Genomic DNA, 26,344 nt, shown 5'->3' on the forward strand with positions numbered 1-26,344 from the left:
GCCTTCGCAATGGGTAAGATATGGTGCGCGCTTATGCCAGTGCGGTCAATTAGCGGTCACTTTGCATCCTCGTTTAATCAAGGAGTTAACCCCAAATGCTGTATGCCATTATGAGTGAAGATGTCCCCAATAGCTTAGAGCGTCGCTTGTCCGCTCGGCCCGACCATTTGGCGCGCCTGGAAGCGCTGCGCGATGAAGGCCGCATGGTACTGGCAGGCCCCCCCCCCSCCATCGACGCAGAAAACCCCGGCGATGCGGGCTTTTCCGGCAGCTTGGTGGTGGCGGAATTTGCCAGCCTGGAAGACGCCAAGGCGTGGGCCGATGCCGACCCATACATGATTGCGGGGGTGTATGCCAAGGTAATTGTTAAGCCGTTCAAGAAAGTTTTGCCTTGACCCCAGTAGGCGAGTGTGGAGGGTTCGTCGGCTTTTTCACAGAGCCTGTGGAAAACTCTGTGCAAACCCGGCGGACGCTTTGCGCTAAGCCAGAGATAACGCCAGCGCCGACAAATTGATCATTTTTTAACCACCTGTTCATCAATACGGATAACCGCGTGACCCAACGTTCAAACGCTTTGCCCCCGCTGGCGGCATTAACCACGCCCATGCTTACCTGGAACGAGGGAGCCCCCCACGCAACAGCGTTTGATGATATCTATTTCACCCGCGGCGATGGGCGCGCGGAGACCGAGCATGTGTTCCTGGGCGCCAACCACCTTCCCGAGCGCTTTGCCGCCTGGGAAGCCGCGCGGCCCTTTGTGATTGGCGAAACCGGCTTTGGCACCGGGCTTAATATGCTCTGCGCCTGGGCCTGTTTCGAACAACACGCGCCCCCCAGTGCCCGATTGCATCTGTTATCCACAGAGAAGTTTCCCCTTGAGCTTAGCGCCCTTGAACAAGCACTAGCGAGCTGGCCCTCCCTTGCCACTTATGCACAGGCGCTTTGCGCCCAGTGGCCCGCTGCCGTTAGCGGTATTCATCGCCTGCACTTAACCAAGCGCGTCMCCCTGGATCTGCATTTCGGCGATACTACCGAGCGTCTGGAGCAGCTGGATGGCCAAGTCGACGCCTGGTTTTTAGACGGTTTTGCGCCGTCTAAAAACCCCGATATGTGGCAGCCTGAACTGTTTAGCGCCATGGCCGCCCGTTCGCGCCCCGGTGCTACTTTCGCCACCTTTACCTGTGCAGGCATCGTTAAGCGGGGCTTGAAAGCGGCGGGCTTTAAATGGAAGAAAGTGCCGGGCTATGGCCGCAAGCGCGAGATGCTTGCGGGCAGTATTGAGTCGCCGCCAGCAGATATCCGCCGCCAAACAACGCCCTGGTTTACGCCGCCGCCTTTAGCCTCAGTCAAGCACGTTGTCGTCGTCGGCGCCGGGCTGGCTGGCAGCAGTGTGGCAGCAGCGCTGGCGCGACGGGGAGTGAAGGTAACCGTGGTAGAGCTCGAAGCCCCCGGCGCGGGCGGCTCGGGTAATCGCCAGGGCGCGCTGTATGTAAAGCTGGCTGCTGAGACCAATCAGCAAAGCCGGGTTTATCTCGCTGGGCTGCTGTATAGCCAGCGCTGGCTTTCGCAGCAGCTATTCACGCAGGCATTATCCACAGCTCCCTTATGGCAGCCCTGTGGCGTGGTGCAGTTGGCGAGTAGCGATAAAGAGGCGCGCCGCCAGCAGCGTTTTATTGAGCTGCATCCACTGCCCGGCGAGGTTGTCACCGCCATGGAAAACCCGGCGCTATCCAAGACGGCGGCCATGGCCATTGACGCCCCTCACGGGCTTTATTATCCACAGGCGGGCTGGGTGAGGCCCAAGGCGCTGTGTGAGCATTTACTTCAGCAGCCAGGCATTACTCTTCTACAAGGCGACGTTAACGCCCTGACCCAGCTAGAGGACGGCTGGCAGCTTAACTTGGCCGATGGCAGCACGGTCGAAGCGGATCAGGTGGTGATTGCCAGCGCCCATTTGGCTAACCGCTTTGCGCAAACGGCGGAGTTGCCACTGCAGTCGGTGCGCGGTCAGATTAGTGAATTACGGCTACCCGATGAAGTAGCAGGCCCTAAGCGGGTGGTGTGTGCCGGGGGTTATGTGGCACCTGCACTAGAGGGCGTGCTGACCTTCGGCGCCAGCTTTGTGCCCAATAACGCGACGACTGATGTGACGGTTGACGACCATCAGCGCAATATCGATGAGCTACGCCAAACGCTGCCCGCGTTGGTGGAGGAGTTGGCACAGGCAGGCATTGAGCTAACGCCGGAACAGCTTCAAGGCCGCGCGGCGGTGCGGGCGGCAAGCCCCGACAAAACCCCTTACGCGGGGCCGGTGCCGGTGGCAGCAGCATGGCGCGCTGACTATGCATTACTCAGCAAAGATGCCACCCGGGTGGCGGATACGCCAGGTGAGCACTACCCGGGCCTGTGGATATCCACCGCCCATGGCTCGCGGGGATTAGCCAGCGCGCCACTTTGCGCCGAGGTGATCGCCTCACGAATATGCGATGAGCCAATGCCGCTAGAAGCGCCGCTGGTGGATCATCTTCACCCAGGGCGGCGGATTATTAGCGCGATTATTCGTGGTGGGAACGCTTAGAAAAAAGGCTTAGATATCGCCCTCTTCCTCGTCGTCGGCGATATCGCGGCCAAAAGAACGCCACTGGGCCAGGGTCATCACTTCGGTCATTTCCAGCTCAAGGTCATGGGCGATGATCAGCTCATTGCGCTCTAGCTGCTTTTTAAGCTCGACTACCCAGCCGTGCATGCCCTCGCCCGTGGTATCGGTAGTGTCGTAGCCCTGACGGGTCACAAACGCCTCTAGCAGGGCATTGAGGGTATCCGGTGGCAGCATTCTGGCGGGTACTTCAATAAAACGGCTCATTAGCGCTGCTCCCACTCTGCCAAACGTTCAATAAAGGTAGCTTCGTCGACGACTTCCACGCCCATCTGTTCGGCTTTGGTCAGTTTACTGCCCACCGCTTCGCCAGCAACCAAACAGGTGGTCTTTTTCGATACGCTGCCTGCCACCTTAGCACCCAGCGCCTGCAGCCGCGCCTTACCTTCATCGCGGGTCATGCTCTCCAGCGAGCCGGTGAGCACCCAGGTCTGGCCTTCCAGTGGCGTTGGGCCCTGGGTGACTTCCGCTTCTTGCCAGGTAATGCCTGCGTCAATCAGCGCGGCAATGGTTTGCTGATTGTGGGGCTGACGAAAGAAGGTATGCACATGGGCGGCAACAATCGGGCCGACATCGTTAACCGCTTCCAGCGCTTCCAACTCAGCGGCTTGAATGGCGTCTAGGGTACCAAAGTGATTGGCCAGGTTGGCCGCTGTGGCCTCGCCTACTTCACGAATTCCTAACGCATAAATAAACCGCGCCAAGGTGGTCGACTTAGCGGTTTCAAGCGCGTTGACCAAGTTAGTGGCGGACTTCTCGCCCATACGCGGCAGGCTTTGCAACTGCTCGACGGTTAAGTGGAACAGCGCCGCGGGGGTTTCCACCCAGTCCAAATCGACCAACTGCACGATCAACTTTTCGCCCAGGCCGTCAATATCCAGCGCTTTACGGCTGGCGAAGTGCTTTAGCGCCTCTTTGCGCTGCGCCGCGCAATAAAGACCGCCGGAACAGCGCGCCACCGCTTCGCCTTCAAGGCGCTCGATATCCGAACCGCACACGGGGCAGTGTTCGGGAAAAACAATCGCCCTTGCATCCGCTGGGCGCAGCTCGGTATGGACACTCACCACTTGGGGAATTACATCACCGGCCCGGCGAATCGAGACCGTATCACCAATCATTACGTCTAAGCGCTTAATCTCATCAGCGTTGTGCAGCGTGGCGTTAGAAACCGTCACACCGGCCACGGTGACTGGTTCAAGTCGCGCCACGGGAGTAATCGCCCCGGTGCGGCCAACCTGAAATTCCACATCGTTCAGGGTGGTGACCTCTTCCTGAGCCGGATACTTGAACGCCACCGCCCAGCGTGGCGCGCGGGCAACAAAGCCAAGTTCACGCTGGTGGCGCAGGTCATTCACCTTGATCACCACGCCATCGATATCGAACCCTAGACCGTCGCGCTTCTCGCCTAACTGCTCGCAGTAGTCAGCAACGGCTTGGGGGCCTTTGACGACTTTAAGCTCTGAACTGGCACGAAAGCCTAGCGTGGCTAACCGCTTCATTAATTCACTGTGAGTCGCATCGCCCAGATCCGGCTCCAAGCGCGCAGCCTGGTAGGCGTGAAACTCTAGCGGACGTTTAGCGGTGATGCGCGGGTCTAGCTGACGCAGGCTGCCCGCCGCCGCGTTGCGCGGGTTGGCAAATACCTTACTGTCCTCTTGCCGGGCACGCTCGTTCAGGGCTTCAAAACCCGCATGGCGCATAATCACCTCGCCCCGCACTTCGAGCAGCGCAGGCACGTTTTTGCCCAGCAGCTTTAACGGTACCGAGCGCAGCGTGCGCAGGTTAGAGGTAATACCTTCCCCGGTACGGCCATCGCCTCTCGTTGCCCCGCTTACCAGTACGCCCTGTTCGTAGACTAGCGAGACGGCTGCGCCATCCAATTTTGGCTCGCAGGTAAACTCAACGTCGTCTGCGGCGCATTCAAGGCGCTCGGCAACTCGCTCGGCAAAGGCGTGGATATCGTCACGGCTAAAGGCATTATCCAGCGACAGCATGGGGATCGCATGGGCTACCGAGGGAAAGCCATCCGCGGGGGCAGCGCCAACGCGCTGGGTTGGCGAGTCAGGCGTGACCCGTTCTGGATGTTCGCTCTCCAACTGCTGCAAGCGCTGAAATTTGCGATCGTAGTCGGCATCTGTGAGCGTCGGTTCATCGAGCACGTAGTAACGGTAGTTGGCCTCGTCCAGGGCGGCCCGCAGTTGGGTAATCTCTTCCAGCGGTTGTGAATCAGACTGACTCATTTGAATGGGTTCCAGACTCGCAGCAAAAGTGCAAAAATTTGAAAATACAAAATGTGCTGCGTATTGAACAGAAACACCCGCCTTCTGGCAAGAAGGCGGGTGTTACGCAGCAACTGATGCTTCGTCGGTTAATGGTCGCCGTTTAGCGCGCTTGCATCTGACGATGCAGTCTATGGCGGCGCTCAAACTCACGCACCCGCTGACGGGCGAATTCGATTGTTTGCGCGGTCATTACGCTGCGGTTTTCGTCTTTCAACTCACCGCCCATATGGCGTACCACGACCATGGCGGTTTCCACCATCGCCTCAAAGGCGACTGAGCTATCAACAGCGCCGGGCAGCGGCATCAGCAGCGTGATACCGGGGGTCATAAACTCACCCATCTCTTCGATGGGGAAAGTGCCCGGTTTCACCACGTTCACCATCGAGAACTGCAGTTCGCTGTCATCGCTCTCGGTTTCAAAGCGGTGGAAAACGCCCATCGCACGACTGTAGCGCAACCCGCATACCATCATCAGGTCGAGCAGTTTGGTGCCGTCGAAACCTTCCGGGTCTCTGGAGAGAACGCTAATCACCACGACTTCTTCTGCGTTGGTCAGCGTTTCTTTGGCATGTTCACCATTTACGTCGTGACGTAAGGCTTTTTCTAACGTTGGGTGAACACGGACTCTCTCATTGMCCTCACGTTCGTCGATAGCGTGGCTGTCATCAGCGGCGAAACGCTCGTCGGAATTATGTGCAAAGTTATCCTCGTGGGCAGCATACTCGCTGCTTGCGTAGCGACGCTCTTCTTCGTCAGCGACACGCTGCTGGGCGGCGAGCCTTTCTGCGGCGGCCGCATTGGCCGCGGCTTCTTCTTCACGAGCTTGCGCCTGCTCTTGAGCAAGGCGCGCACGCTCTGCGTCAGCGGCTTCTTTGGCTTCACGCCGTTGCTCTGCTTCCAGCGCTTTGCGCCCAGCCTTCTGCTGCGCCAAGGCTTTATCACGCACTGCTTTTTCGGCTTTTTTGCGCTGTTTCTCTTTACGCCGCGCAATCAAACGACGCTTTAGTGAGCGCCCCATGCCTTCAAAGTCGACTAAGCGATACTCATCAACTTCATCATCGTCTAACTCATCTTCTTCGCCTGCTGTGTCAGAACGCAACTGACGCCGCTTAGGCGAGTGCTCATTGGCATGCTTGGCAAATACGGCGTCTTCTGGCTCCGCCCTCAGTACCGGCTCTTGCTCAGACTCTGATGCATGTTCTGGTTCGGAGCGATGCGTTGTCGCCATTTCAGTATCTGCTTCGCTGGCAGACAGCGAGATGGCGTCAGAAGCGGCGGGTTGAGTCGCTTCAACTTCAGTTTTAACAACATCAGTTTTAGCCGCTTCAGTTTCAGCCGCCGCTGCACTGGGCGTCGCAGCAGCGTATGCAGGCTGCTGAGGTGCAGCCGCCTTGTCATGAGACATTTCAGCGGGCGAAGAGTCGGTCATTGAGATACTTGGCTCGCGGCGCTCCTGTTCTGACGCCTGCGTAGTAACCGGCCGTTCTGCTTTAACCGCTACACTGGGCGATGGCTGCGCAATTGATGCCGCTTTATCTAGTTTGTCTGCCTTATCTGCTTTGCGCTTGGCCGCTTTAGCAGAGGCTGAACGTCTAAACTCGGAAAGCACTCTGGAAGGCCCAGGATGCTCTTGACGTTCTAACTTTGGTTTATTACCTAAGCCACTATAGTCTGCCGGTTTAACAACTCGAGCACCGCCATTAGGAAGTTCCCAATTGATCTCCGCGGCTTTAGCAGCCTCATCGGGATCATCTAACGAACTGCCGGAAAGGTCTCTCTCCGCCTGATCTAGACGGGGKACACGTCGCTGACGTTGAAGCCTTCGCGCACCGTCAATAACGATGAGCGATACCAACGCCAGACCTAATATGATTAGCCACTCTCTTAGTTCCATGTCGAACGTTCCATGGTCGTCTTGCCGTTTGCTAAGGCACTGGGTCTAAAAAGGCATGCCTGAATTTGGATAACTGTAACTGCTATTTAATAAGTACTTGTCACCAAGCATAGCGCGATTATGGTGAAAATGGCCAATTTTTGCTGCATTTAACGCGATTTTCACGCCTTGCCAAAATTCTGACACTGTTTAAGCCAAAGAAATCCGACCTTAACTTCAAACAAAAGTGCCACGATCATTAGATCTAACATCTATGATTAGCTTTATAAAGGAATCCTAGATGCAAGAAAAGCCGTTTTGACAACCGCCTCATCCACCAGAGTATATTCCCTCTATAAGCCGTTTAACCATCTCGCCCGCGCTATTGATAGGGGTAATATAGTTAAGTTGAACGCTTTAGGACATTTTTTTACGCATTTAGCCAACAAAAGATTACCCACTTGGCGTTTGTCTCTCCCACTCTGTCGCTCGAAATACACTCTTCAGCGCTTACTCAGAATACTTCCACAGCTTTGCTTGGCGAGTTTGGGAGAGTGTGAGTTTAATCAACCAACGCCGCGGCTTCTTCAATACCCACGGAAACCATGCGCGAAACGCCGGGCTCCTGCATGGTGACCCCCATCAGGCGCTCGGCGGCTTCCATGGCAATTTTGTTGTGGGTGATGTAAATAAACTGAACGTTTTCAGACATCTCCTTCACCAGCCTAGCGTAACGCCCTACGTTGGCGTCATCCAGTGGGGCGTCAACTTCGTCCAGCATACAGAACGGCGCGGGGTTAAGCTGAAAGATCGCAAATACCAGCGACAGCGCGGTCAGCGCCTTCTCGCCACCCGAGAGCAGATGAATGGTGCTGTTCTTCTTACCCGGTGGGCGGGCCATAATTGCCACGCCGGTTTCCAATAGATCATCGCCGGTCAACGTCAGCCATGCCGCACCGCCGCCAAMCACCCGGGGAAACAGAGCTTGCAGCCCGGCATTGACCTGATCAAAGGTTTCCCGGAAGCGCACACGAGTTTCTTGGTCAATGCGCTTAATCGCCCGCTCGAGGGTTTCCAGCGCCTCAGTAAGCTCAGCGTGCTGCGCTTCCAGATAGTTACGCCGCTTGGCTTGCTGGTCATACTCCTCAATGGCGGCCAGGTTGATCGCCCCCAAACGGCGAATTTTATCCGTGGTGCTTTCCAGACGTTCTTGCCAACGGGTTTCAGTGGCCTCCTGAGGCAGCTGTTCGGCAAGGGTTTCGACGTTATGGCCTAGTTCAGCCAGCTGCTCATCCTGGGTGGTCGCTTTAAGTGCCAGCGCCTGCACATCCATTCGCCGCTGCTGCAGTTGCTCGCGGCTCTGTTCCAGGTTGCGCTCGTGCTGTTGGCGGGCAAGTTCATCACTGCGCAGCTGCTCTGCCAGCCCCTGAGCCTGCTGCTTAGTGGCGTTTAAGCGCCCCTCCTGCTGCTCGCGCTGGTGAAGCAGCTCTTCGAGCTCTTCTCCCGCCAGTTCATCGGGCTCGATCAACATTTCCCGCGACTCTTCCAGCTCGGCAATACGCAGTGATAGACGCTCTTCAGAGTCGCTGGAGCGCGCCTGCTGGGAGCGCAGGCTATCGCGCTCGGCACTCAAACGTTCGCGCTCAAGGGCTAACGCCTGCTGCTGTGCTTTGAGTGGGGCATGCTGCTGAGTAAGTTGCTCTCGCGCCTCGCGCTGCCGGTTGCGCTGCTCGGCGCTGGCTTCCCGCGCTTGCGCTGCGCTTTCCAGCTGTTCCATCGCCACGTCCCAGCGGGCGCGTTGCTCGTCGATGGTAAGCGCTAACTCTGCTTCATCCTCTTGCAACTGGGCAAGCTCAGCATCAAGTTCAGTGGCACGACTCTCTAGATGTTCCAGGCGCTGAGCCAGGCTGCGCTCTTTGACCGCCAACTGCTGCAGGGTGGCGGCGTGGGAACGCTCCTGTTCGGCCTGCTGCTCACGGGCCTGCTCCAGCGTTGCAATCGTCTCGTTGGCCGCCTCACACTGCTCCTCTGCCAACGCCAGCGCTTGTTCTTCACTTTCGCGCTGGGCGGTCAGCTCGGCGTAGCGGCGACGGGTTAGCAGCAGCCCATCGATACCTTCGCCGTTGGCCTGCTGGTTCAGCCAGCCGCGACCCAGCCAAACCCCATCCTGACTCACCACGCTTTCACCTGGGGCCAGGTGCGCTACCTGCTGCTCCGCCTCTTCGGCGGTTTGCGTATAGTGAATACTTGCTAACCATTCACCCAGCGCGCCTGCGCCTTTGACTAAACTGGCTAAGCGCTGCCCGGACGTTGAGGCAACAGGTGCCGTTTGATCAATCAACCGCCAGTCCGTGGCTAAGGCCTCGGGCAAAGCGGCCAATTGCTCGCGCGACACCAGGCGGGCATTCAGCCAGGGCGCCAGCAGCCAGGACACCAGCGTTTCCCAGCCGGGCTCCACCTGCAGCACTTCCCCCAGCTGGGGCGCATCCGCCAAGCCATGCGCTTCTAATGTGGTGCCAATGGCAGGGTCATGATCCGCCAAGGCGGCGTCTATTAACGCTTGCAGCGAGGCCAGTTCCCCCTGACGCTGGCTGAGCTCAGCACGCTGATGGTCGCGCGCTTGATTGGCCTGCTGGTAGGCCGCTTTGGCATCGCCGTAGCGCTGCTGCCACTCATCGCGCTGGGTTTGAAACCCTTCTGCCTGCTGCTGGGCATCGGCTAACTGCGCCTCACACACGGCGTGTTCTTCGCGTAGCGCGGTAAGGTCGGCGACCTCGCTGCGCTGCTGGCGGCGGCGCTGATTTTCCGCCTGCAAGCGCGCAATACGTTGTTCAAGGTCGCGTAGTTGATCCTGGCTGCGATCCGCATCGCGGCTGGCATCTCGCCAGCGCGTTTCGGCATCGGCCCACTGCTGTTCAGCGGCTTCTAGCGCGGGGGTTGCGTCGGCTAGCGCCTGTTCCAGGCTTTCAAGCTGCTCTTCCAGCGCTTCGTGTTCGGGGAGCAGGTCGTCAAAGCGCTCGTCAATGGCGGCTAAACGCGTCTGGTCGCCTTCGCTGACCCGGCGCTGCTCGTCCAGCTCACGCCGCGCCGTGGCGATGTCGCTGGCCAGCTGGGTTTCGCGGCTGCGGCGGTGGGCCTGATCCTGCTCTAAACGCGCAATCCGGGTGGTGGTTTCAAAGAACTGCTGCTGGTGGCGGTCAAGCACTTCCGAAAGTTCGTCGTGCTGCTCGCGAGCTTGTTCCAGCCGGGTTTCGCACTGGCGTACGCCGAAGACATCTTTTTCAACGGCTATTTCCAGTTCACGGACGCGGCTCTCCTGCTGGGACTGCTCCGCCCGCAAAGTGCGACCACGCAATAGCGCAAGCTCGCCCTTGAGCCGATACTCCTGCTCCTTTAGGTCTTGATAGCGCTTGGCGGCTTCGGCCTGACGTTTTAGACGCTCTAGCTGCTTATCCAACTCTTCGCGAATATCGTCCAGACGCTCCAGGTTTTCCTGGGTGCGCCGCATGCGGTTTTCGGTTTCCCGGCGGCGCTCTTTGTATTTGGAGATCCCCGCGGCTTCTTCCAGCGTCGAGCGCAAGTCGTCGGGGCGCGCTTCAATCAGCCGCGAAATCATCCCCTGGCCGATAATCGCGTAGGAGCGCGGGCCCAGGCCGGTGCCCATAAACAGGTCGGCGATATCCCGGCGGCGGCACTTCTGGCCGTTAAAGAAGTAGTTGGATTGCCCATCACGGGTGACCAGGCGCCTTACGGCAATTTCCGCATACTGGGCGTAAACGCCGCCCATGCCACCGTCGCGATTGTCGAATTTGAGTTCTATAGAGGCTTGGCTGATGGGCTTACGGCCGGTGGAGCCGTTAAAGATAACGTCGGCCATKGATTCGCCGCGCAGGGTTTTGGCGGAGGACTCCCCCATGACCCAGCGCACGGCGTCAATAATATTGGATTTACCGCAGCCGTTGGGGCCCACGATGGCGGTCATATTGCCATCGAAGGGCACCGTGACAGGGTCCACAAAGGACTTGAACCCGACTAAGCGAATCGACGTTAAGCGCATACCGAGGCGACGTTCCCGTTGCGGTTATTCAAAGACACGGTTAATCACCACTTCAGCCGTTTCATCTTCAGCTATCGGGCCGATGCTGACGCTCTCAAGGTCACCAAACAGGTCCCCTGGCTGGGGCGTTGCTTGGCCGGAGGGGGAAACGCGCACCACTAAGCGCGCTTCACGTACCTGGGAGATCTGCGCCTGGGGCGACATCGCAGTGCTATCGTCTAGCGTTACCGTCATGGGCAGCTCAGATACTTGCGCGCGCACCACAGCCAGCGGCGGCAACTCGCCTTCAAGATCGCGGGCAGTGATAAACACCGTGTCGTTATCGTTAACGCGCCCAGCGAGCTGTTCGTCTAACGCAACGCGCACCCGAATGCCATTGCCCTCGGCTACAGCCTCTTCAGGTTCAATGCCCATGCGCTCCTGAGCCACACGAATACCGTCGCGCAGCGAAGACACAGTGTTAGGGTCTTCAATGTTGGCGATTGCCCGGCGCCAGTGATCGATGGCCTGCTCATAATCGCCGTTGTCGAAGGCATTAATGCCTAGCAAACCCAGTACGGTAGGCTGGCGGGGATCCTGCTCCAGGGTTTCATCGACCAGCGCCTGCACGTCGTCGGTCAGTTGGCGCTCGGCCATAAAGAACCGAATTTGCGCCAGTTGCGCAAGCAGCGGCGGAATCCGCCCTTCAATCTCGATTAAACGCTCCAGGGCATCCACGGCTTTGGGCATCTGGCCGGTTTCGCGATAGAGCGGAAACAGCGAGCTCCAAACGTTGGGATTATCCGGCTGGCGTTCGGCCTGCTCTTCCATGCGTTCGATATACATGGCAAGCGAGCCATCAGGATCGTTCTGTACTTCTTGTTGCACCGCAAATAGCACCAAGTCGCCTTCCGCGCCCTTTTGCTGGTACCAAATGACGCTAACGGCCACTACAGCGAGCATCACTACGGGCACCACAATTCGGCCGGCACTGGCTGACTTGAGCGGCCGACGCTCGCTATAGGCGGTATCTTCCAGCAGGCTACGCTCAAGCTCCAAACGGTCTTCGTCGAAGCGGGCAGCATCGATATCACCACGCTCCCGGGCCGCTTCCAAGGACGCCAGGCGGCGCTGAAAAATCGCCACGTTCTGCTCGGCGGAGGTGTCGTTGGCTTCAAAGTCGTGCTGCTGGTCGTGCAGCGCACGCGCTTTTCTTAGCGGCGACACCAGCAGCCACAGCGCGGGGAGCAATAAAACGGCAATCGCAATCCAAAGCAGCGTCATGAAGACCTCTTACGGTTAGTCAGCGCTTCTATACGCTGGCGCTCTTCGGCGCTCAATGCTTTAGCAGAGGCGTTGCGGCGGGCGCGTATCATCATGACGACCACAATAGCCCCCAGCAACACCAGGGCGATGGGCAGGCCCCACAGCAGATAGGTGCGGCTCTCTAAACGCGGGTTGTAGAGAATATATTCGCCAAACCGCTGCACCATGTGATTGATGATTTCGATATCCGACTGCCCGTCTTGCAACAGTTGATAAACACGTTCGCGCATATCTGCCGAAATAGGCGCGTCGGAGTCGTTAATCGCCTGGTTTTCACACAGCGGGCAGCGCATGGAGGCGGTCAAGTCGTGATAGCGCTTCTCGGTGACTGGGTCGTCAAACTCGCGCAGTTCGATACCCCCAGCCACTGCACCAAACGCCATGACTAGCAGTAGTAGCGCTGTTAGGGTTCGCATTAGCGCCATTTTTCCACCTCCGGAAGAATTCGCTCGCGCACGTCTTGCGGTGATACATAGCCTTTATGGTGGTAGCGAATCACCCCATCGGCATCGACCAGAAAGGTTTCCGGGGCACCATAAACGCCAAGATCAAAGCCTAGCTCGCCGTCAGGATCAAAAATATTGGTTTCAAACGGATCACCAAACTCGCCGAGGAACTCCATGCCCTTCTCGCGAGTATCGCGGTAGTTAACCCCGACCATGCGAATTCCGTGATCAGCTAGTTCAAGCAGTTGCGGCATCTCCTGCTTACAGGCTGGGCACCATTCGCCCCACACATTCACCAGCGTCACTTCTCCCTCTAATAGCGTTTGGTCAACTCGGCGATTTTCATCACGCAGCGTGGTGGCTTCAAAGGTCGGGAACTCCCGCGCCATCAGCGCTGAATCGCGCTGGGAAGGGTCCAGCGAGAGGCCATGGTAAAAGAACAGCGCCAGGCCTAAAAAACACACCGGCAGCAGCAGTAGCAGTAGTCGTCGCTTCATACCGTCGCCTCCCTTGCGCTATCGCCCTTGCTGGCCACGTTCGGCGCTTCACGAGTAACCGTGGCGCGGCGGTAGCGCTTGTCGAGCACTGCCAGCACACCACCTGTCGCCATAAGCAGCGCACCTAGCCACAGCCAGCGAACAAAGGGCTTGTACTGCACCCGCATCGCCCAACTGTTATCGCCAAGATTTTCACCCATAGCCACATAGAGGTCGCGGAACAGCCCTGGGCGCAGGGCCACTTGGGTCATCGGCATACCGGTGGCCAGGTAAAGGCGTTTTTCAGGCCGCATGGTAAAGCTGCGGCCTGACTCGCCCCGCTGAACCTGAAGGATCGAGGTATCCGCCAGGAAGTTAGCCCCGCGACGCTCAGTGAGTTCGGTCATGGTGAACTGATAACCCGCCACTTCGACCGTGGTACCCGGTGACATACGCACATTGCGCTCGATGTTGTAGTTGGAGACGACCGTCACACCCACAATGGTAACGGCTACGCCCACGTGCCCCAGCMCCATCCCCCAGTACGCCAGGGAGAGCTTGCGCACCCCGGCCACAAACGAGCTGGCATGGCGGGTTTTATCGAACACATCACGCACCATCGGCAGCACAATCCAGAGTGCGGCGACAATACCCAGCGAGACGAACAGGTTCCACTCACCGCGATACAACAGCGGCATTAAAATGCCTAGCACCAGCGCGGCAACGCCTGCCAGCCACAGCTTACGGATCAGATCCCGCGCTGCCATGCTTTTCCAGCGCGTTACCGAGCCCAGCCCCATAAAGATACACATCACCACGGTGAGCGGTACAAACAGGGCGTTAAAATAGGGCGGGCCGACGCTTATTTTCCCCAACCCCAGAGAGTCCAGAATCAGTGGGTAAACGGTACCCAGCAGCACGGTGACGGTCATAATCACCAGGAAGATATTATTGACCAGCAGCAGCGCATCCCGGGAGAGCCAGTTAAAGCCCACTTTATGACTTACCCGCGGTGCGCGTAGGGCAAATATCAGCAGCGACAGCGTTACCGTAATGGCCAACAACATCAGGATAAAGAAACCGCGGGCAGGGTCGTTGGCAAACGCGTGTACCGACGTCAGCACCCCGGAGCGCACCAGGAAAGTACCCATCAGCGATAGCGAAAAGGTCGAGATCGCCAGCAGCACGGTCCAGCTCTTAAACGAGCCGCGTTTTTCGGTGACCGCCAGCGAGTGAACCAGCGCGGTACCCGTTAGCCAGGGCAGTAGCGAGGCGTTTTCGACCGGATCCCAGAACCACCAGCCGCCCCAACCAAGCTCGTAGTAGGCCCACCAGCTGCCCAGCGCGATACCCACGGTAAGGAACGCCCAGGCCAGGTTTGTCCACGGCCGTGCCCAGCGGGTCCAGGCCGCGTCTAAACGCCCGCCCATCAGCGCCGCAATGGCAAACGCAAAGACCACGGAAAAGCCCACATAGCCCATGTAGAGCATTGGTGGATGAACCACCAGCCCGAAGTCTTGCAACAGCGGGTTAAGGTCGGCGCCATCCTGAGGCATATCGGGCAGTAGCCGCTCGAAGGGGTTTGATGTCATCAGAATAAACAGTAAGAAGCCGACACAAACCATGCCCATCACGCCCATTACTCGCGCGACCATATCCCGCGGCAGGTTGCCGGTAAATAGGCTGGCCGCAAACCCCCAGCCCGCAAGCATAAAGCTCCACAGCAGCACCGACCCTTCGTGGTTGCCCCACACCGCGCTGAACTTGTAGTACCAGGGCAGCAGCGAGTTGGAATTGTTAGCCACGTTGGCCACACTAAAATCGTCAAGCATATAGCTAGCGGTCAAACACGCGTAGGCAATGGCAATAAACACAAACTGCCCCACCGCCATGGGTTGACCATAGGCCATCCACAGTGGTCGCCTAGTCGCCGCACCGGCCAGCGGCATCACTGCCTGCACTATCGCCATCAGCAGCGCAATGATAAGGGCAAAGTGGCCAATTTCAGGAATCAGTTTGATCAGCATGCGTGCTCCAAATTGGGCTATCTACCCTAATATTCGCTTGCCTGGGGTACGCCTTCTTCGTCCAGGCGTTTGCCCACCTCGGCGGCTTTAGCTTGGTAATCGGCGGGCGAGTAGCCTGCTTCTTCCAATGCTTKGGCCACTTCAGGGGGCATATAGTTTTCGTCGTGACGGGCAAGGACTTTGTCGGCATACAAGCGACCATCGGTCTGAAGTTCACCCACAACAACAACGCCTTGTCCTTCACGGAACAGATCCGGCAGGATGCCGCTGTAATAGACCTCCAGGTCATCGACGTAATCGGTGACGGTAAATTCGACGTCCAGGCTTTCAGGGTCACGGGAAACCGAGCCCTCTTTGACCATGCCACCGGCGCGAATCTGCCGCTCCATGGGCGCATCGCCCTGGGCAATCTGTACCGGGCTAAAAAACAAATTAATGTTCGCGCGTAGCGCGTACAGGGTTAGCCCCACGGCAATCGCGGCCAGCGACACAATGCCCAGAATAACAAACAGTTTCTGTTTACGTTTAGGCGTCATTGGCCACTCTCCTCGCTCTGTTTTCGCGTCTTGCGCGACGCTTCAAGCCTTTCAGCAGTTGGCGTTGCTCTGCACGGGCATGCCAAACGATGGCGAGCAACAGCAGCGCGGTAACGCCCCAGGCAGACCATACATAAGGCGCGTGGCCACCCATGGCGAGAAATTCAGCAAGTGAGTCAAATGCCATTAGCGAGCCTCCTCGGCGTGTACGTTCACCACTTGGCCGTTGACCAGATCCTGTACCCAGCGCTTGTTAGCTTCGCGGCGCAGAATCTCGCTGCGCGTGCGCATCAGCGTTAAGGCAATAAAAAAACTGTAAAAACCCAGCACCATAATCACCAGCGGTAGCCACATCTCGGTCGGCATGGTCGGGCGCGACGTCAAGGTAAAAGAAGCGGGTTGGTGCAGGGTGTACCACCAATCCACCGAGTATTTGATGATGGGAATATTGATCACCCCTACCATGGCCAGCACCGAGGCTGCCCGTGAAGCGCTATCCCTGCTGGTGAAAGCGCCGCGCAGGGCAATCACGCCCAAATAGAGAAACAGCAGGATCAACATGGAGGTCAGCCGTGCATCCCACATCCACCATGTCCCCCAGGTGGGCACGCCCCACACGGCGCCGGAGAACAGCGCCACAAAGGTCATTGCTGCGCCAAGAGGGGCCATCACCGCTGCCGCCATATCAGCGACTTTAATTTTCCAGACCATAAACACCAGGCCGGAGACCGCCATGGCGATAAAAATGGATTGGGCTAAAAAGGCCGCAGGCACATGGACGTATATAATCCGGAAGCTATTACCCTGTTGGTAATCCGCCGGGGCAAACGCTAGCCCCCACAGCGAGCCAACGACCAATAACAGCACCGCCGCGGCCCAGAACCAGGGCTGCAGCTTGGCGCTAATGGTGTAGAACCACTTGGGTGATCCCAATTTATGTATAAAGGCCCACATAGCGTGTCCTGTCCTTAACCGTTGATACTGATACGCAGCGATGCGGCAATCGCCCACGGCGCCAACATGAGTGAGGCAGCGAGCAGCGCGCCCAGGATAGCCAGATGGGCAGCGACGCCGTCTCCGAAAATGGCTGCCTGCACCGCACCGGCGCCAAAAATGAGCACCGGGATATACAGTGGCAGCACCAGCAGCGAGAGCAGCACCCCGCCCCGCGCCAAGCCGACGGTTAACGCTGCACCAATCGCGCCAATCAAGCTCAAGCTTGCCGTGCCCAGGGCAAGCGACAGCGCCAGCACGGCGTAGCTACCCGCTGGCAGCGCCAGCATAATACCCAATATCGGCGCCATCAGCGCCAACGGTAGGCCGGTCAGCAGCCAGTGCACGGCCACTTTGGCCAAACTCAGCGCGGCTAACGGCTGCGGCGCCAATAACAGTTGCTCCAGACTGCCATCGTCATAATCGCTACGAAACAGGCTGTCTAATGACAGCAGCGCGGCTAACAGCGCCGCCACCCACAGCAAACCCGGCGCAATGACCGCTAACAGCTCAGGGTCGGGCGAAATCGCGATCGGAAACAGCGTGATCACCAGGGCAAAAAACACCAGCGGGTTGAGCACTTCGCCACGGCGCCTCAGCAACAGCGTTAAGTCACGCACTAGCGTGGCCTTCACGGCGATCATCAAGCCACCTTTGTGCTCACGCAGTGGCACTGCTAGCACCTGTTGGGTGGCATCTGAAGCTTGTGAAGAGCTGTGTGAAGCGCCATGTAAAGAGCTGTGCAACCCTTTCTCCTTTACCCGAGGGATATCCGTCTCAACAACGGTGAGGCGGTCAATTCGTGGTGTGTCGTTACCAGCACMCAGCCCCCCGCCTGAGCGTGGGCCACAAGCTGCCTTTCCAGCTCAGCGACGCCGTGACGGTCTATCGCGGTAAAAGGTTCATCCAACACCCAGAGAGACCGGGGCGTCAGCGTTAAGCGTGCCAGCGCCACGCGACGCTGCTGGCCAGCAGAGAGTTGCCCTGCAGGCACATCTTCAAAACCTGCCAGGCCAACCCGCTCAAGGGCGTCCAGGCGCTGATCCTCGTTACCGTTTTCCCCGCTGAGCGCCTGATACCATGCCAGGTTTTCTAACGGGGAAAGCCCCAACTTAATACCTGGGGCGTGCCCTAAATAGAGCAAATTAGCGAGGAAATGTTCACGCGCCTCTTTCATCGCAGCGCCATTCCAGAAAAGCTCGCCCTGATAGTCACTGAGCTGCCCGGAGAGGATTTTCAGCAGGCTGGTCTTACCACTGCCATTGGGCCCCTCGATACGCACAATTTCACCGCTGCGAATATCTAGATCCAGCCCTTGAAACAGCCAGCGGTCGTCGCGTTCACAGGCAAGCTGTCGGGCTTGTAGACACAGGCTCAAGCGTCTCTCCTGGCATATTGATTTTGCGTCGAACTCTACACGTAAAGCCCCTTGCTCGCCACTCACACAATGCGGCGCTGGGTCGCAGCGTGATCTCCATCAAAGAGGGTTAAGACTAATTACTGCTAGCACTGTATGCAAAAACAGGTCTATACTAAAAACCACTGTATGAAAGAACATGCAATGGAGATTTCATAATGACCCTATCGATGGCATCACCTACCGCTACGTTCGGCCACATGCAAGCAGTACCACGTCCCTATGCGATGGCAGCTAACGTTACCCGACGCAATACCTATGCGCTCAAAGTGCGCGGCAATGCATTGTGTGATTGCAACTTATTCGATGGCGATGTCATTATTATCCGGCGCTATCAACACGATACCCAGATAGAAACCGCCGTTGCCGAAATTAACCAGCAAACAATAGCCTTGAAGCAGCTCTCTATCAGCCGCTTTGGCGTTGAGCTATGGCCAGAGGATACTCAGCAGCCMGCGCTTTTTTTGCATAACCGGGATATTCAGGTGCTCGGCATGGTAATGGGTGTGAAAAGTGAGACTACCTTCACGGAGCATTAATGCGCTATCGGGTTCCCGAGCTGTTCCCTGCGTCATGGCATACGGCTGACATTGAAGTCGAAAAGAGCCAATTTATTACCTGGGTCTGCTACGCCCCAGATATCAATGCATTCACTAGTCTGTTGAATGCGGCAAAAMCCGCGCACCCTAATGCCAGCCACCACTGCACTGCCTATATTGCCGGGCCACCCGGCGAGCAAAATCTGATTGGCTTTTCCGATGATGGTGAGCCAGGCGGCACCGCTGGCCGACCCATGTACCAGGTTCTCCAAGGCAGCCAACTGGGCCAGATTGGCTGTGTGGTGATTCGTTATTTTGGCGGCACCAAGCTAGGCACCGGAGGTTTAGCCCGCGCCTACGCCCAGGCGGTTAGCCATGCCCTTGAGACGCTACCTACACGGGAAGTGGTTGAGCGCAACAGCTACACCCTGCGACTCACCTTTGCTAATGAAGCGATTGCCCGCGCCTGGTGCGAAGAAAGTGCGATCCCTATTGAGCAAGCCGACTATGATGGTGATGGCGTGCGCCTGACCATTGGCTGGCCACGGGACTGCCCATTTGATCTTACTCCACTGGAAAACCGTTTAAAAAGTGCTATCCATATTATCACTGACTAGCTCCCTGGCTAGAGCACCCATCTATACTCAACATCCCCTCTAGACTAAACAACACGCCTATAAAAAACGCGACATACCGAAAGTGTCAGTATGCCGCGCTCTGTTGACCCACTATTAAAACAGGCGGTGAACACCTGCCTTAAGCGTTACCCCAGGTACTTGATCATTACGCCTGCGGCGACTGCCGAGCCAATCACACCCGCCACGTTGGGGCCCATGGCGTGCATCAGCAGGAAGTTATGCGGGTTCGCCTCAAGCCCCACCTTGTTAGCCACTCGCGCGGCCATCGGCACAGCAGATACCCCCGCGGCGCCGATCAAGGGGTTGATGGGCATTTTGCTCATCAGGTTCATCAGCTTGGCCATCAATACCCCGGCGGCCGTGCCAATGCCAAAGGCAACAATCCCCAAGCCTAATATCCCCAGCGTCTCGAACGACAGAAAACTCTCAGCCATCAGCTTGGAGCCTACCGACAGGCCGAGGATAATCGTGACGATATTAATCAGGGCGTTTTGCGCGGTATCCGACAAGCGCTCTACCACACCGCACTCGCGCATCAGATTACCGAAGCAGAACATGCCCAGCAGCGGAGCGGCATCGGGCAGAAACAGCGCGACCAGAATCAACAGCACCAGTGGGAAGACCACTTTTTCCAGCTTGGAGACCGGCCGCAGCTGAGTCATCTTGATCTCACGCTCTTTCTGGGTGGTCAACAGACGCATAATCGGCGGCTGAATCAGTGGCACCAACGCCATATAGGCGTAGGCGGCCACGGCGATAGCCCCCAGCAGCTCCGGCGCCAGCACGCTGGAGACGTAGATGGAGGTCGGGCCATCGGCGCCACCAATAATACCAATGGCGGCGGCCTGATTAAGCGAGAAGTCCATCACCCCCATTGAGGTGAGCAACACGGCGCCAAACAGAGTGGCAAAAATACCGAACTGAGCCGCTGCACCTAAAAACAGCGTACGTGGATTGGCCAACAGCGGGCCGAAGTCGGTCATGGCGCCCACGCCCATAAAGATAATCAGCGGAGCAATACCCGAGGCAATCGCCACACTGTAGAAGCTATAAAGCATGCCATCGCCGTACCCAACGTTCATGGCGATATCCCGTGCAGCACGCACCTGATCAGGCGCAGCCCCCTCATGGGCTAGTGATTTTAACGACTCCCGCCAGGCGTCTAAGTTCGATAGCGGATCGAGGTTTGCACCCAGCGCTGCCGCCATCTGCTGCAGCACTGCAGGCTTGGCAACCTCAATCGCTTGGTCGAGCGCTGAAATGGCCAGCCCGGCCTCAGGGATATTGGCGAGAATGCCGCCAAAGCCAATAGGCACCAGCAGCAGCGGCTCAAACTTCTTATAGATCGCCAGGTAGAGCAGCAGTAGCCCCACGACCATCATCACCGCTTGGCCAAGCTCCAGGTTGTACAGCCCCGAGCCTTCCCATAACGTTACTAATTTATCCATTATTGGGCCCTTAGAGCTCGATCAGCGTGTCGCCTACGGCGACGCTATCGCCTTCGCTGACATTAACCTTAGACACAGTGCCTGCACTGCTGGCACGCACTTCGGTTTCCATTTTCATCGCTTCAAGGATGATCACCACATCGCCCTCTGCGACGTTGTCGCCGGGGCGTACATTCACCTTGAAGATATTACCGGCCAGCGGGGCATCGATGCTTTCTCCACTACCGCCACCGCTCGGCGCAGGCGCTTCGCTAGAGGATGGCTGGGCCGACGCCGTGCCAGAGGCAGTTTGCTCTTGCACTTCGCCCAGCTCACCGCCTTCAGAGACCTCTACCACGAAGGCTTTGCCGTTGAGTTTCACGGTATAGGTTTCCGGGCCGCTGCTAGCGACCGGCGCTTTGCTTTCCACCTTGGCGGGTGTCTTTTCGGCGCTTGCTTCAGCTGCTTGGGGGACAGGCTCAAAGGCGTCGGGATTGTCGCGATTTTTAAGGAACTTCAGACCAATCTGCGGAAACAGGGCATAGGTCAGTACGTCATCCACTTCGCGCTTACCTTCGGCCAAGCGGATACCTTCAGCGCTGGCTTTGTCTTTCAGTTCGGTGGCCAGCTTGTCCATCTCGGGCGAAAGATTATCCGCCGGGCGACAGGTAATCGGCTCGCCGCCTTCCAGCACGCGCTTTTGCAGCTCAGCATTGAAGGGCGCTGGCGCGGCACCGTACTCACCTTTGAGCAGCGCCTGAACTTCCTTGGAGATCGACTTATAGCGCTCGCCCATCATCACGTTCATCACCGCCTGGGTGCCGACAATTTGCGAAGTGGGCGTTACCAGCGGAATAAAGCCAAGGTCTTCGCGGACGCGGGGAATCTCGCTCAGCACGTCGTCCAGCTTGTCGCCCGCGCCCTGCTCTTTGAGCTGGCCTTCCATATTGGTCAGCATGCCGCCCGGCACCTGAGCAATCAGAATGCGCGAATCAATACCACGCAGCGAACCTTCAAAAGCAGCGTACTTCTTGCGCACTTCGCGGAAATAACCGGCAATATCTTCCAATAGCTCAAGATCCAGCCCCGTATCGCGGCCGGTATCTTTGAGCATGGCCACCACGGACTCGGTGGGGCTGTGACCGTAGGTCATCGACATGGACGAAATCGAGGTATCGACATTATCAATGCCTGCTTCCACCGCCTTCAAAATGGTTGAGGTAGAGAGGCCGGTGGTGGCGTGGCAGTGCAGGTGCACCGGAATCGATAGCTCTTTCTTGAGCCGGGTGACCAAATCGAATGCCGTATAGGGCGTCAGTAGCCCCGCCATATCCTTGATAGCCAATGAATCTGCGCCTAAGCCAGCAATGGTTTTGGCGAGATCGACCCAGCTATCCAGGGTATGTACCGGGCTCACAGTGTAAGAAATAGTGCCCTGGGCGTGACCTTCGACGTTACGCACCGCCTGAATGGCGCGCTCTAAATTGCGCGGGTCATTCATGGCATCGAAAACACGGAAGACATCAACGCCGTTGGTTTTCGCCCGCTCAACAAACTTATCGACAACATCATCGGCGTAGTGGCGGTAGCCCAATAGGTTTTGCCCGCGCAGCAGCATGGCCTGCGGGGTATTGGGCATGGCCTCTTTTAACGCACGAATGCGCTCCCACGGATCTTCACCCAAATAACGAATGCAGGCGTCATAGGTAGCCCCACCCCAGGTTTCCAGCGACCAGTAGCCAACGCGATCCAGCTTTTCGGCGATCGGCAACATATCGTCCAGGCGCATACGCGTGGCAAACAGCGATTGATGGGCATCGCGCAGCACGACATCGGTAATGCCTAGAGGGCGTTTTATTTCGTTCATGGTCTTGGCTCACAGTAGAGAGTTGTAAGTTTGTAGTAAAAATAACAAAAAAATAGCCAAAAGAGGGCTGAAATGGAAAAAATTGAGAAAGTTAGCGACGTCGCGTTGTGCGATAACGGTGCACTGCAGCACAGATCACTGCCATGACCTCGTCACTTTGATCAGAGGGGGCCGAAGGTTGCGAGGCTTTTTTACCCGAATCAACAGCGACGGGAACAGGTTGAAAACGCCCGATAAGCTTCGACATCAGCGTGACGCTAATAACTAAAACTGTAAGAAAAACAAACACTACGCCCATACCAAGCGCCATCAATGCTAACCCATCTTGTAATAGTTCTTGATCCTGCATAAGACGCTCTCCTTTCTTAAAGTACCGTTCAAGCACTGTTTTACGCACATCATTACGCCAATACGACGAAAGGCGCTTGGCTCAGTAAGGGGAATACACTAACCTGCCACACCCAGAATAGAATGCAATGGCGCGATAGTGGAAGTCATGGTTGTTAATTTACTACAAAACGGCAGAATCGGCCTAGCCCCGATGGAAGGGGTAATCGACGCACTGACTCGTGACCTGTTAACCCGTCACGCCGGGTTCGACTGGACGGTTACCGAGTTTGTCCGCGTTGTGGATGCTCGCCTGCCGCCCAGAGTGTTTTATAAGCACTGCCCCGAGCTTACGCAACCGCCTGTCGCAACGCCGAGCGGTATTCCCGTGCACTTACAGCTGCTGGGCTCAGACCCTGCTGCTCTGGCCGCCAACGCGCGCCAGGCGCTTAGCTTAGGCGCAGTGAGCGTCGACCTTAATTTCGGCTGCCCTGCCAAACTGGTTAACCGGCACGATGGCGGCGCCTCGCTGCTACGCCAGCCGGATCGCGTCTATAAGGCAGTTAAAGCCGTTCACGACGCTTTAGAGGGAGCAATCCCGGTGACCGCCAAGATTCGCCTGGGCTTCGCCAATCGCCGTTTAGCGGTTGCTTGCGCCCAGGCCACTGAAGCGGGCGGCGCCGCGCAGCTAGTAGTGCATGCGCGCACCCGAGACGAGGGCTACCGCCCACCGGCGCACTGGGAGTGGATCGGCAAAATTCGCCGGCAGGTGAATATCCCGGTTGTCGCCAATGGCGATATCTGGACGTTGGAAGATTACTGGAAGGCCCGCACGCTGTCCGGGTGCCGCGATGTGATGCTAGGGCGTAGCGCACTGGCCGACCCTTGGCTGGCGCCACGTATACGCCACTGGCTGCAAACCGGCGAGCGACTGCCCGCAAGCAGCTGGGCCATGCGCGCCAGCGTACTCAAAGAGTACGCCGCCCTGCAGCGCCAGCAGCTGCCTGACCGCGTCGTGGTCTCTCTAGTGAAGCAGTGGCTCGCCCAAATGCGCCAAGGCAGTAGTGAAGCCGAAGAAAATTTTCAGCGTGTGAAGCGCCTCACCGAGCTGGATCAACTGCTCGACAGCCTCGTGGTTGACGATCACCACGTCGCGCTAGCTTAGGCCACCACTTGATCGAGGCAAAAAAAAGCGCCCTACCGCAAAGCGGGGGCGCTACACACGATCGCAAGACCGGGGTGCGAGCCTTAGCCGGTCAGGCTTGAAAATAGGCGGTTAGACCAAGAACAGGKAATAAGGCTGGAAACAGAAAACCCGCCCTCGATAAGAGAGCGGGTTTTGGAATCTGGCGCGCCCGGGAGGATTCGAACCTCCGACCCCCTGATTCGTAGTCAGGTACTCTATCCAGCTGAGCTACGGGCGCGTAATATTTTGCTAATGCTAATTCTGCTAGGACTAAAATCCACCAGCATACTTACGACTACTGAAAAGCAGCTTCTAGGAAGGTGGCGCGCCCGGGAGGATTCGAACCTCCGACCCCCTGATTCGTAGTCAGGTACTCTATCCAGCTGAGCTACGGGCGCATACCTTCTAACATGCAATTGGCGGAGAGAGAGGGATTCGAACCCTCGATAGGGCTATAAACCCTATACTCCCTTAGCAGGGGAGCGCCTTCAGCCACTCGGCCACCTCTCCTCAACGGCACGGCGCGAATATTACCGATTTAGCTTTCTTGTGTCTAGTCCCCTAAGGTTTTTTTTCGCACCGGCCATACCTTACATATAAGCTTACGCTTTAAGCATCGTTTCATCATGCAAGCCCGCAAGTCTTATTCCACTTCGTTTTCACTGTCTCGTTCACGCTGAATCCGCTGGTAAATCTCTTCACGGTGAACTGCCACATCTTTCGGCGCATTAACGCCTATACGTACTTGATTGCCTTTCACACCTAGAACGGTGACGGTGATTTCATCACCGATCATCAGGGTTTCGCCAACACGGCGAGTTAGGATGAGCATGGCTGATCTCCTTTTCAGACGTTTTATGCAACGGGATATGTCAGCCGGAGGCAACACCATGCCATTATGCGGCATAGCGCTGCCTGTCACCAATGACTCCGGCTCCATGACACCTTAACCTCCCGTTGAAAGAAAGCTCACCACCACACGGCAGCAAGTACCCCTTCAGCGTAGAAGGTTTAAGGCATAAATGTTATTCAGATTCGATATCTGATTTATCTAAGCCAAAAGCTTTGTGTAATGCGTTAACCGCAAGTTCCATATGTTTCTCATCAATCACAACCGAGATCTTAATCTCAGAGGTAGAGACCATACGGATATTGATATTCTCGTCAGCTAGAACGCGGAACATTTTAGATGCCACACCCGCATGAGAACGCATACCAACACCGACCAAAGACACTTTAGCAATATTGTCGTCGCCGCGCAGCTCACCGCCGCCCAAATCAGGAATCACCGTCTCTTCAAGCAGCTTCTTAGTGGCCTTGTAATCGCCCTTAGCAACGGTAAAGGTAAAGTCGGTATAGTCACCGGCCGGCGCCACGTTCTGCACGATCATATCAACTTCGATATTGGCATCGGCAATGGGACCTAGAATGCGCGAAGCTACCCCTGGTACATCCGGCGTATTGAGCAGGGTTAGTTTTGCTTCATTCTTGGTAAAGGCGATACCGGAGATCAGTGGTTCTTCCATAGCGTCCTCGTCTTGGTCAGCTTCTGCAACAATTAGGGTACCGGGGCCGTCTTCAAAGCTCGACAGCACCCGCAGGGGCACGTTGTACTTACCGGCAAACTCTACCGCGCGGATCTGCAGCACTTTAGAGCCGAGACTGGCCAGCTCAAGCATCTCTTCCACGGTAATGCTGGTTAAGCGCTGTGCCTTTGAGCATACGCGGGGGTCGGTGGTGTATACCCCGTCAACATCGGTGTAAATCTGACACTCATCGGCGCCGAGCGCAGCGGCTAGCGCCACACCTGTGGTATCGGAACCACCGCGACCCAGCGTCGTGATATTGCCGTCTTCGTCGACCCCTTGGAACCCAGCCACAACCACGACCTGCCCAGCTTCAAGGTCGGCCTTCAGGTCGTCGGTTTCGATACGCTGGATACGCGCCTTGGTATAAGCGCTATCGGTATGAATGCCTACCTGGGCACCAGTGTGCGACGTCGCCGGCACGCCGATTTGCTGAAGCGCCATGGCGAGCAGTGAAATAGTCACCTGCTCACCGGTCGACAGCAGCATATCCATCTCGCGCGGTGCCGGATCCTCGTTAAGCGCTTGGGCCATATCGGTCAGGCGATTGGTTTCGCCGCTCATGGCGGAGACCACGACCACTACCTGATGGCCCTGGTCGCGGAAACCCTTAACCTTTTCCGCTACGGCCTTGATACGCTCGACAGAGCCCACCGAAGTGCCGCCGAACTTCTGTACGTATAGTGCCATATGCCGTTTTTCCTAT

The 26,344-nt window shown here is 57.2% G+C and carries 23 protein-coding genes and 3 tRNA genes; 5 read left to right on the plus strand and 21 right to left on the minus strand.

What is annotated here, in order from left to right; translation table 11 throughout:
• Positions 1-95: 95 nt before the first annotated feature.
• Together HALO_RS18950 and mnmC are read left to right on the plus strand one after the other, a co-directional pair.
• On the plus strand, positions 96-395 hold the full coding sequence (locus HALO_RS18950; RefSeq protein WP_050713860.1) for a YciI family protein: 300 nt from the start codon (positions 96-98) through the stop codon (positions 393-395).
• A gap of 158 nt (positions 396-553) precedes the next feature.
• The gene (gene mnmC, locus HALO_RS18955) at positions 554-2,578 is read left to right on the plus strand and encodes a bifunctional tRNA (5-methylaminomethyl-2-thiouridine)(34)-methyltransferase MnmD/FAD-dependent 5-carboxymethylaminomethyl-2-thiouridine(34) oxidoreductase MnmC (RefSeq protein ID WP_050713861.1); all 2,025 of its coding nucleotides are present in this window, start codon (positions 554-556) and stop codon (positions 2,576-2,578) included.
• Between the two features lie 9 nt (positions 2,579-2,587).
• On the opposite strand, the gene HALO_RS18960 is transcribed toward mnmC, so the two are convergent.
• From HALO_RS18960 to ccmA, 13 genes are all read right to left on the minus strand, one after another.
• Positions 2,588-2,863, minus strand: coding sequence for a YheU family protein (locus HALO_RS18960; protein WP_035576829.1), 276 nt, complete (start codon positions 2,861-2,863; stop codon positions 2,588-2,590).
• Entirely contained in the window at positions 2,863-4,896 is a 2,034-nt protein-coding gene (gene ligA / locus HALO_RS18965; RefSeq protein ID WP_035576827.1) for an NAD-dependent DNA ligase LigA, read from the minus strand. Before ligA ends, HALO_RS18960 begins: the two co-directional genes overlap by 1 nt.
• Positions 4,897-5,038: 142 nt before the next feature.
• The gene (locus HALO_RS18970) at positions 5,039-6,832 is read right to left on the minus strand and encodes a cell division protein ZipA C-terminal FtsZ-binding domain-containing protein (protein ID WP_050713862.1); all 1,794 of its coding nucleotides are present in this window, start codon (positions 6,830-6,832) and stop codon (positions 5,039-5,041) included.
• Positions 6,833-7,373: 541 nt separating this feature from the next.
• On the minus strand, positions 7,374-10,868 hold the full coding sequence (smc, locus tag HALO_RS18975; RefSeq protein WP_050713863.1) for a chromosome segregation protein SMC: 3,495 nt from the start codon (positions 10,866-10,868) through the stop codon (positions 7,374-7,376).
• Between the two features lie 24 nt (positions 10,869-10,892).
• Positions 10,893-12,131: a c-type cytochrome biogenesis protein CcmI gene (ccmI, locus tag HALO_RS18980; RefSeq protein WP_035576821.1), complete on the minus strand. Its 1,239-nt coding sequence runs from the start codon at positions 12,129-12,131 to the stop codon at positions 10,893-10,895.
• A complete protein-coding gene (locus HALO_RS18985; RefSeq protein ID WP_035576819.1) occupies positions 12,128-12,598 on the minus strand; it encodes a cytochrome c-type biogenesis protein in 471 nt (156 codons plus the stop codon). The genes ccmI and HALO_RS18985 overlap by 4 nt, the downstream gene beginning before the upstream one ends.
• Entirely contained in the window at positions 12,589-13,116 is a 528-nt protein-coding gene (locus tag HALO_RS18990) for a DsbE family thiol:disulfide interchange protein (RefSeq protein WP_035576816.1), read from the minus strand. Before HALO_RS18990 ends, HALO_RS18985 begins: the two co-directional genes overlap by 10 nt.
• A complete protein-coding gene (locus tag HALO_RS18995; protein WP_050713864.1) occupies positions 13,113-15,122 on the minus strand; it encodes a heme lyase CcmF/NrfE family subunit in 2,010 nt (669 codons plus the stop codon). Before HALO_RS18995 ends, HALO_RS18990 begins: the two co-directional genes overlap by 4 nt.
• A 26-nt stretch (positions 15,123-15,148) precedes the next feature.
• The gene (ccmE, locus tag HALO_RS19000; protein WP_050713865.1) at positions 15,149-15,658 is read right to left on the minus strand and encodes a cytochrome c maturation protein CcmE; all 510 of its coding nucleotides are present in this window, start codon (positions 15,656-15,658) and stop codon (positions 15,149-15,151) included.
• Positions 15,648-15,845, minus strand: coding sequence for a heme exporter protein CcmD (gene ccmD / locus HALO_RS19005; protein WP_035576810.1), 198 nt, complete (start codon positions 15,843-15,845; stop codon positions 15,648-15,650). Before ccmD ends, ccmE begins: the two co-directional genes overlap by 11 nt.
• Positions 15,845-16,612: a heme ABC transporter permease gene (locus HALO_RS19010; RefSeq protein WP_035576809.1), complete on the minus strand. Its 768-nt coding sequence runs from the start codon at positions 16,610-16,612 to the stop codon at positions 15,845-15,847. Before HALO_RS19010 ends, ccmD begins: the two co-directional genes overlap by 1 nt.
• Before the next feature lie 14 nt (positions 16,613-16,626).
• Positions 16,627-17,295: a heme exporter protein CcmB gene (gene ccmB, locus HALO_RS19015; protein WP_231896862.1), complete on the minus strand. Its 669-nt coding sequence runs from the start codon at positions 17,293-17,295 to the stop codon at positions 16,627-16,629.
• 113 nt (positions 17,296-17,408) lie between these two features.
• Complete coding sequence (gene ccmA, locus HALO_RS19020) at positions 17,409-18,029, minus strand: cytochrome c biogenesis heme-transporting ATPase CcmA (RefSeq protein ID WP_050713867.1); 621 nt, start codon at positions 18,027-18,029, stop codon at positions 17,409-17,411.
• A 197-nt stretch (positions 18,030-18,226) separates the two neighbouring features.
• Between ccmA and HALO_RS19025 the strand changes: the two genes are divergently transcribed.
• Both HALO_RS19025 and HALO_RS19030 read left to right on the plus strand, forming a co-directional pair.
• Complete coding sequence (locus HALO_RS19025) at positions 18,227-18,607, plus strand: LexA family protein (RefSeq protein WP_035576805.1); 381 nt, start codon at positions 18,227-18,229, stop codon at positions 18,605-18,607.
• Positions 18,607-19,224, plus strand: coding sequence for an IMPACT family protein (locus HALO_RS19030; protein ID WP_050713868.1), 618 nt, complete (start codon positions 18,607-18,609; stop codon positions 19,222-19,224). Before HALO_RS19025 ends, HALO_RS19030 begins: the two co-directional genes overlap by 1 nt.
• Before the next feature lie 146 nt (positions 19,225-19,370).
• Here the strand turns inward: HALO_RS19030 and HALO_RS19035 are convergent, their stop codons facing one another.
• The 3 genes from HALO_RS19035 to HALO_RS19045 all read right to left on the minus strand — a co-directional run bounded on the left by HALO_RS19035 (position 19,371) and on the right by HALO_RS19045 (position 22,888).
• Positions 19,371-20,693: a sodium ion-translocating decarboxylase subunit beta gene (locus tag HALO_RS19035; RefSeq protein WP_035576799.1), complete on the minus strand. Its 1,323-nt coding sequence runs from the start codon at positions 20,691-20,693 to the stop codon at positions 19,371-19,373.
• 10 nt (positions 20,694-20,703) lie between these two features.
• Complete coding sequence (oadA, locus tag HALO_RS19040; RefSeq protein ID WP_035576797.1) at positions 20,704-22,539, minus strand: sodium-extruding oxaloacetate decarboxylase subunit alpha; 1,836 nt, start codon at positions 22,537-22,539, stop codon at positions 20,704-20,706.
• Positions 22,540-22,630: 91 nt separating this feature from the next.
• Positions 22,631-22,888, minus strand: coding sequence for an OadG family protein (locus HALO_RS19045; protein WP_035576795.1), 258 nt, complete (start codon positions 22,886-22,888; stop codon positions 22,631-22,633).
• A 147-nt stretch (positions 22,889-23,035) separates the two neighbouring features.
• Between HALO_RS19045 and HALO_RS19050 the strand changes: the two genes are divergently transcribed.
• Positions 23,036-24,031 carry a tRNA dihydrouridine synthase gene (locus HALO_RS19050; protein ID WP_231896759.1) on the plus strand — a complete coding sequence of 332 codons (996 nt, stop codon included), beginning with the start codon at positions 23,036-23,038 and terminating at the stop codon, positions 24,029-24,031.
• A gap of 182 nt (positions 24,032-24,213) precedes the next feature.
• On the opposite strand, the gene HALO_RS19055 is transcribed toward HALO_RS19050, so the two are convergent.
• The 5 genes from HALO_RS19055 to HALO_RS19075 all read right to left on the minus strand — a co-directional run bounded on the left by HALO_RS19055 (position 24,214) and on the right by HALO_RS19075 (position 26,328).
• Positions 24,214-24,290: transfer RNA gene (locus HALO_RS19055), tRNA-Arg, on the minus strand.
• 83 nt (positions 24,291-24,373) lie between these two features.
• Positions 24,374-24,450: transfer RNA gene (locus HALO_RS19060), tRNA-Arg, on the minus strand.
• A 19-nt stretch (positions 24,451-24,469) separates the two neighbouring features.
• A tRNA-Ser gene (locus HALO_RS19065) sits at positions 24,470-24,562 on the minus strand.
• Between the two features lie 133 nt (positions 24,563-24,695).
• Complete coding sequence (gene csrA, locus HALO_RS19070; protein WP_035576792.1) at positions 24,696-24,884, minus strand: carbon storage regulator CsrA; 189 nt, start codon at positions 24,882-24,884, stop codon at positions 24,696-24,698.
• A gap of 193 nt (positions 24,885-25,077) precedes the next feature.
• A complete protein-coding gene (locus HALO_RS19075; protein WP_035576789.1) occupies positions 25,078-26,328 on the minus strand; it encodes an aspartate kinase in 1,251 nt (416 codons plus the stop codon).
• Positions 26,329-26,344 lie beyond the last annotated feature (16 nt).

The sequence above is a fragment of the Halomonas sp. R57-5 genome, from assembly GCF_900070345.1.
GTDB classification, from domain to species: domain Bacteria; phylum Pseudomonadota; class Gammaproteobacteria; order Pseudomonadales; family Halomonadaceae; genus Vreelandella; species Vreelandella ventosae_B.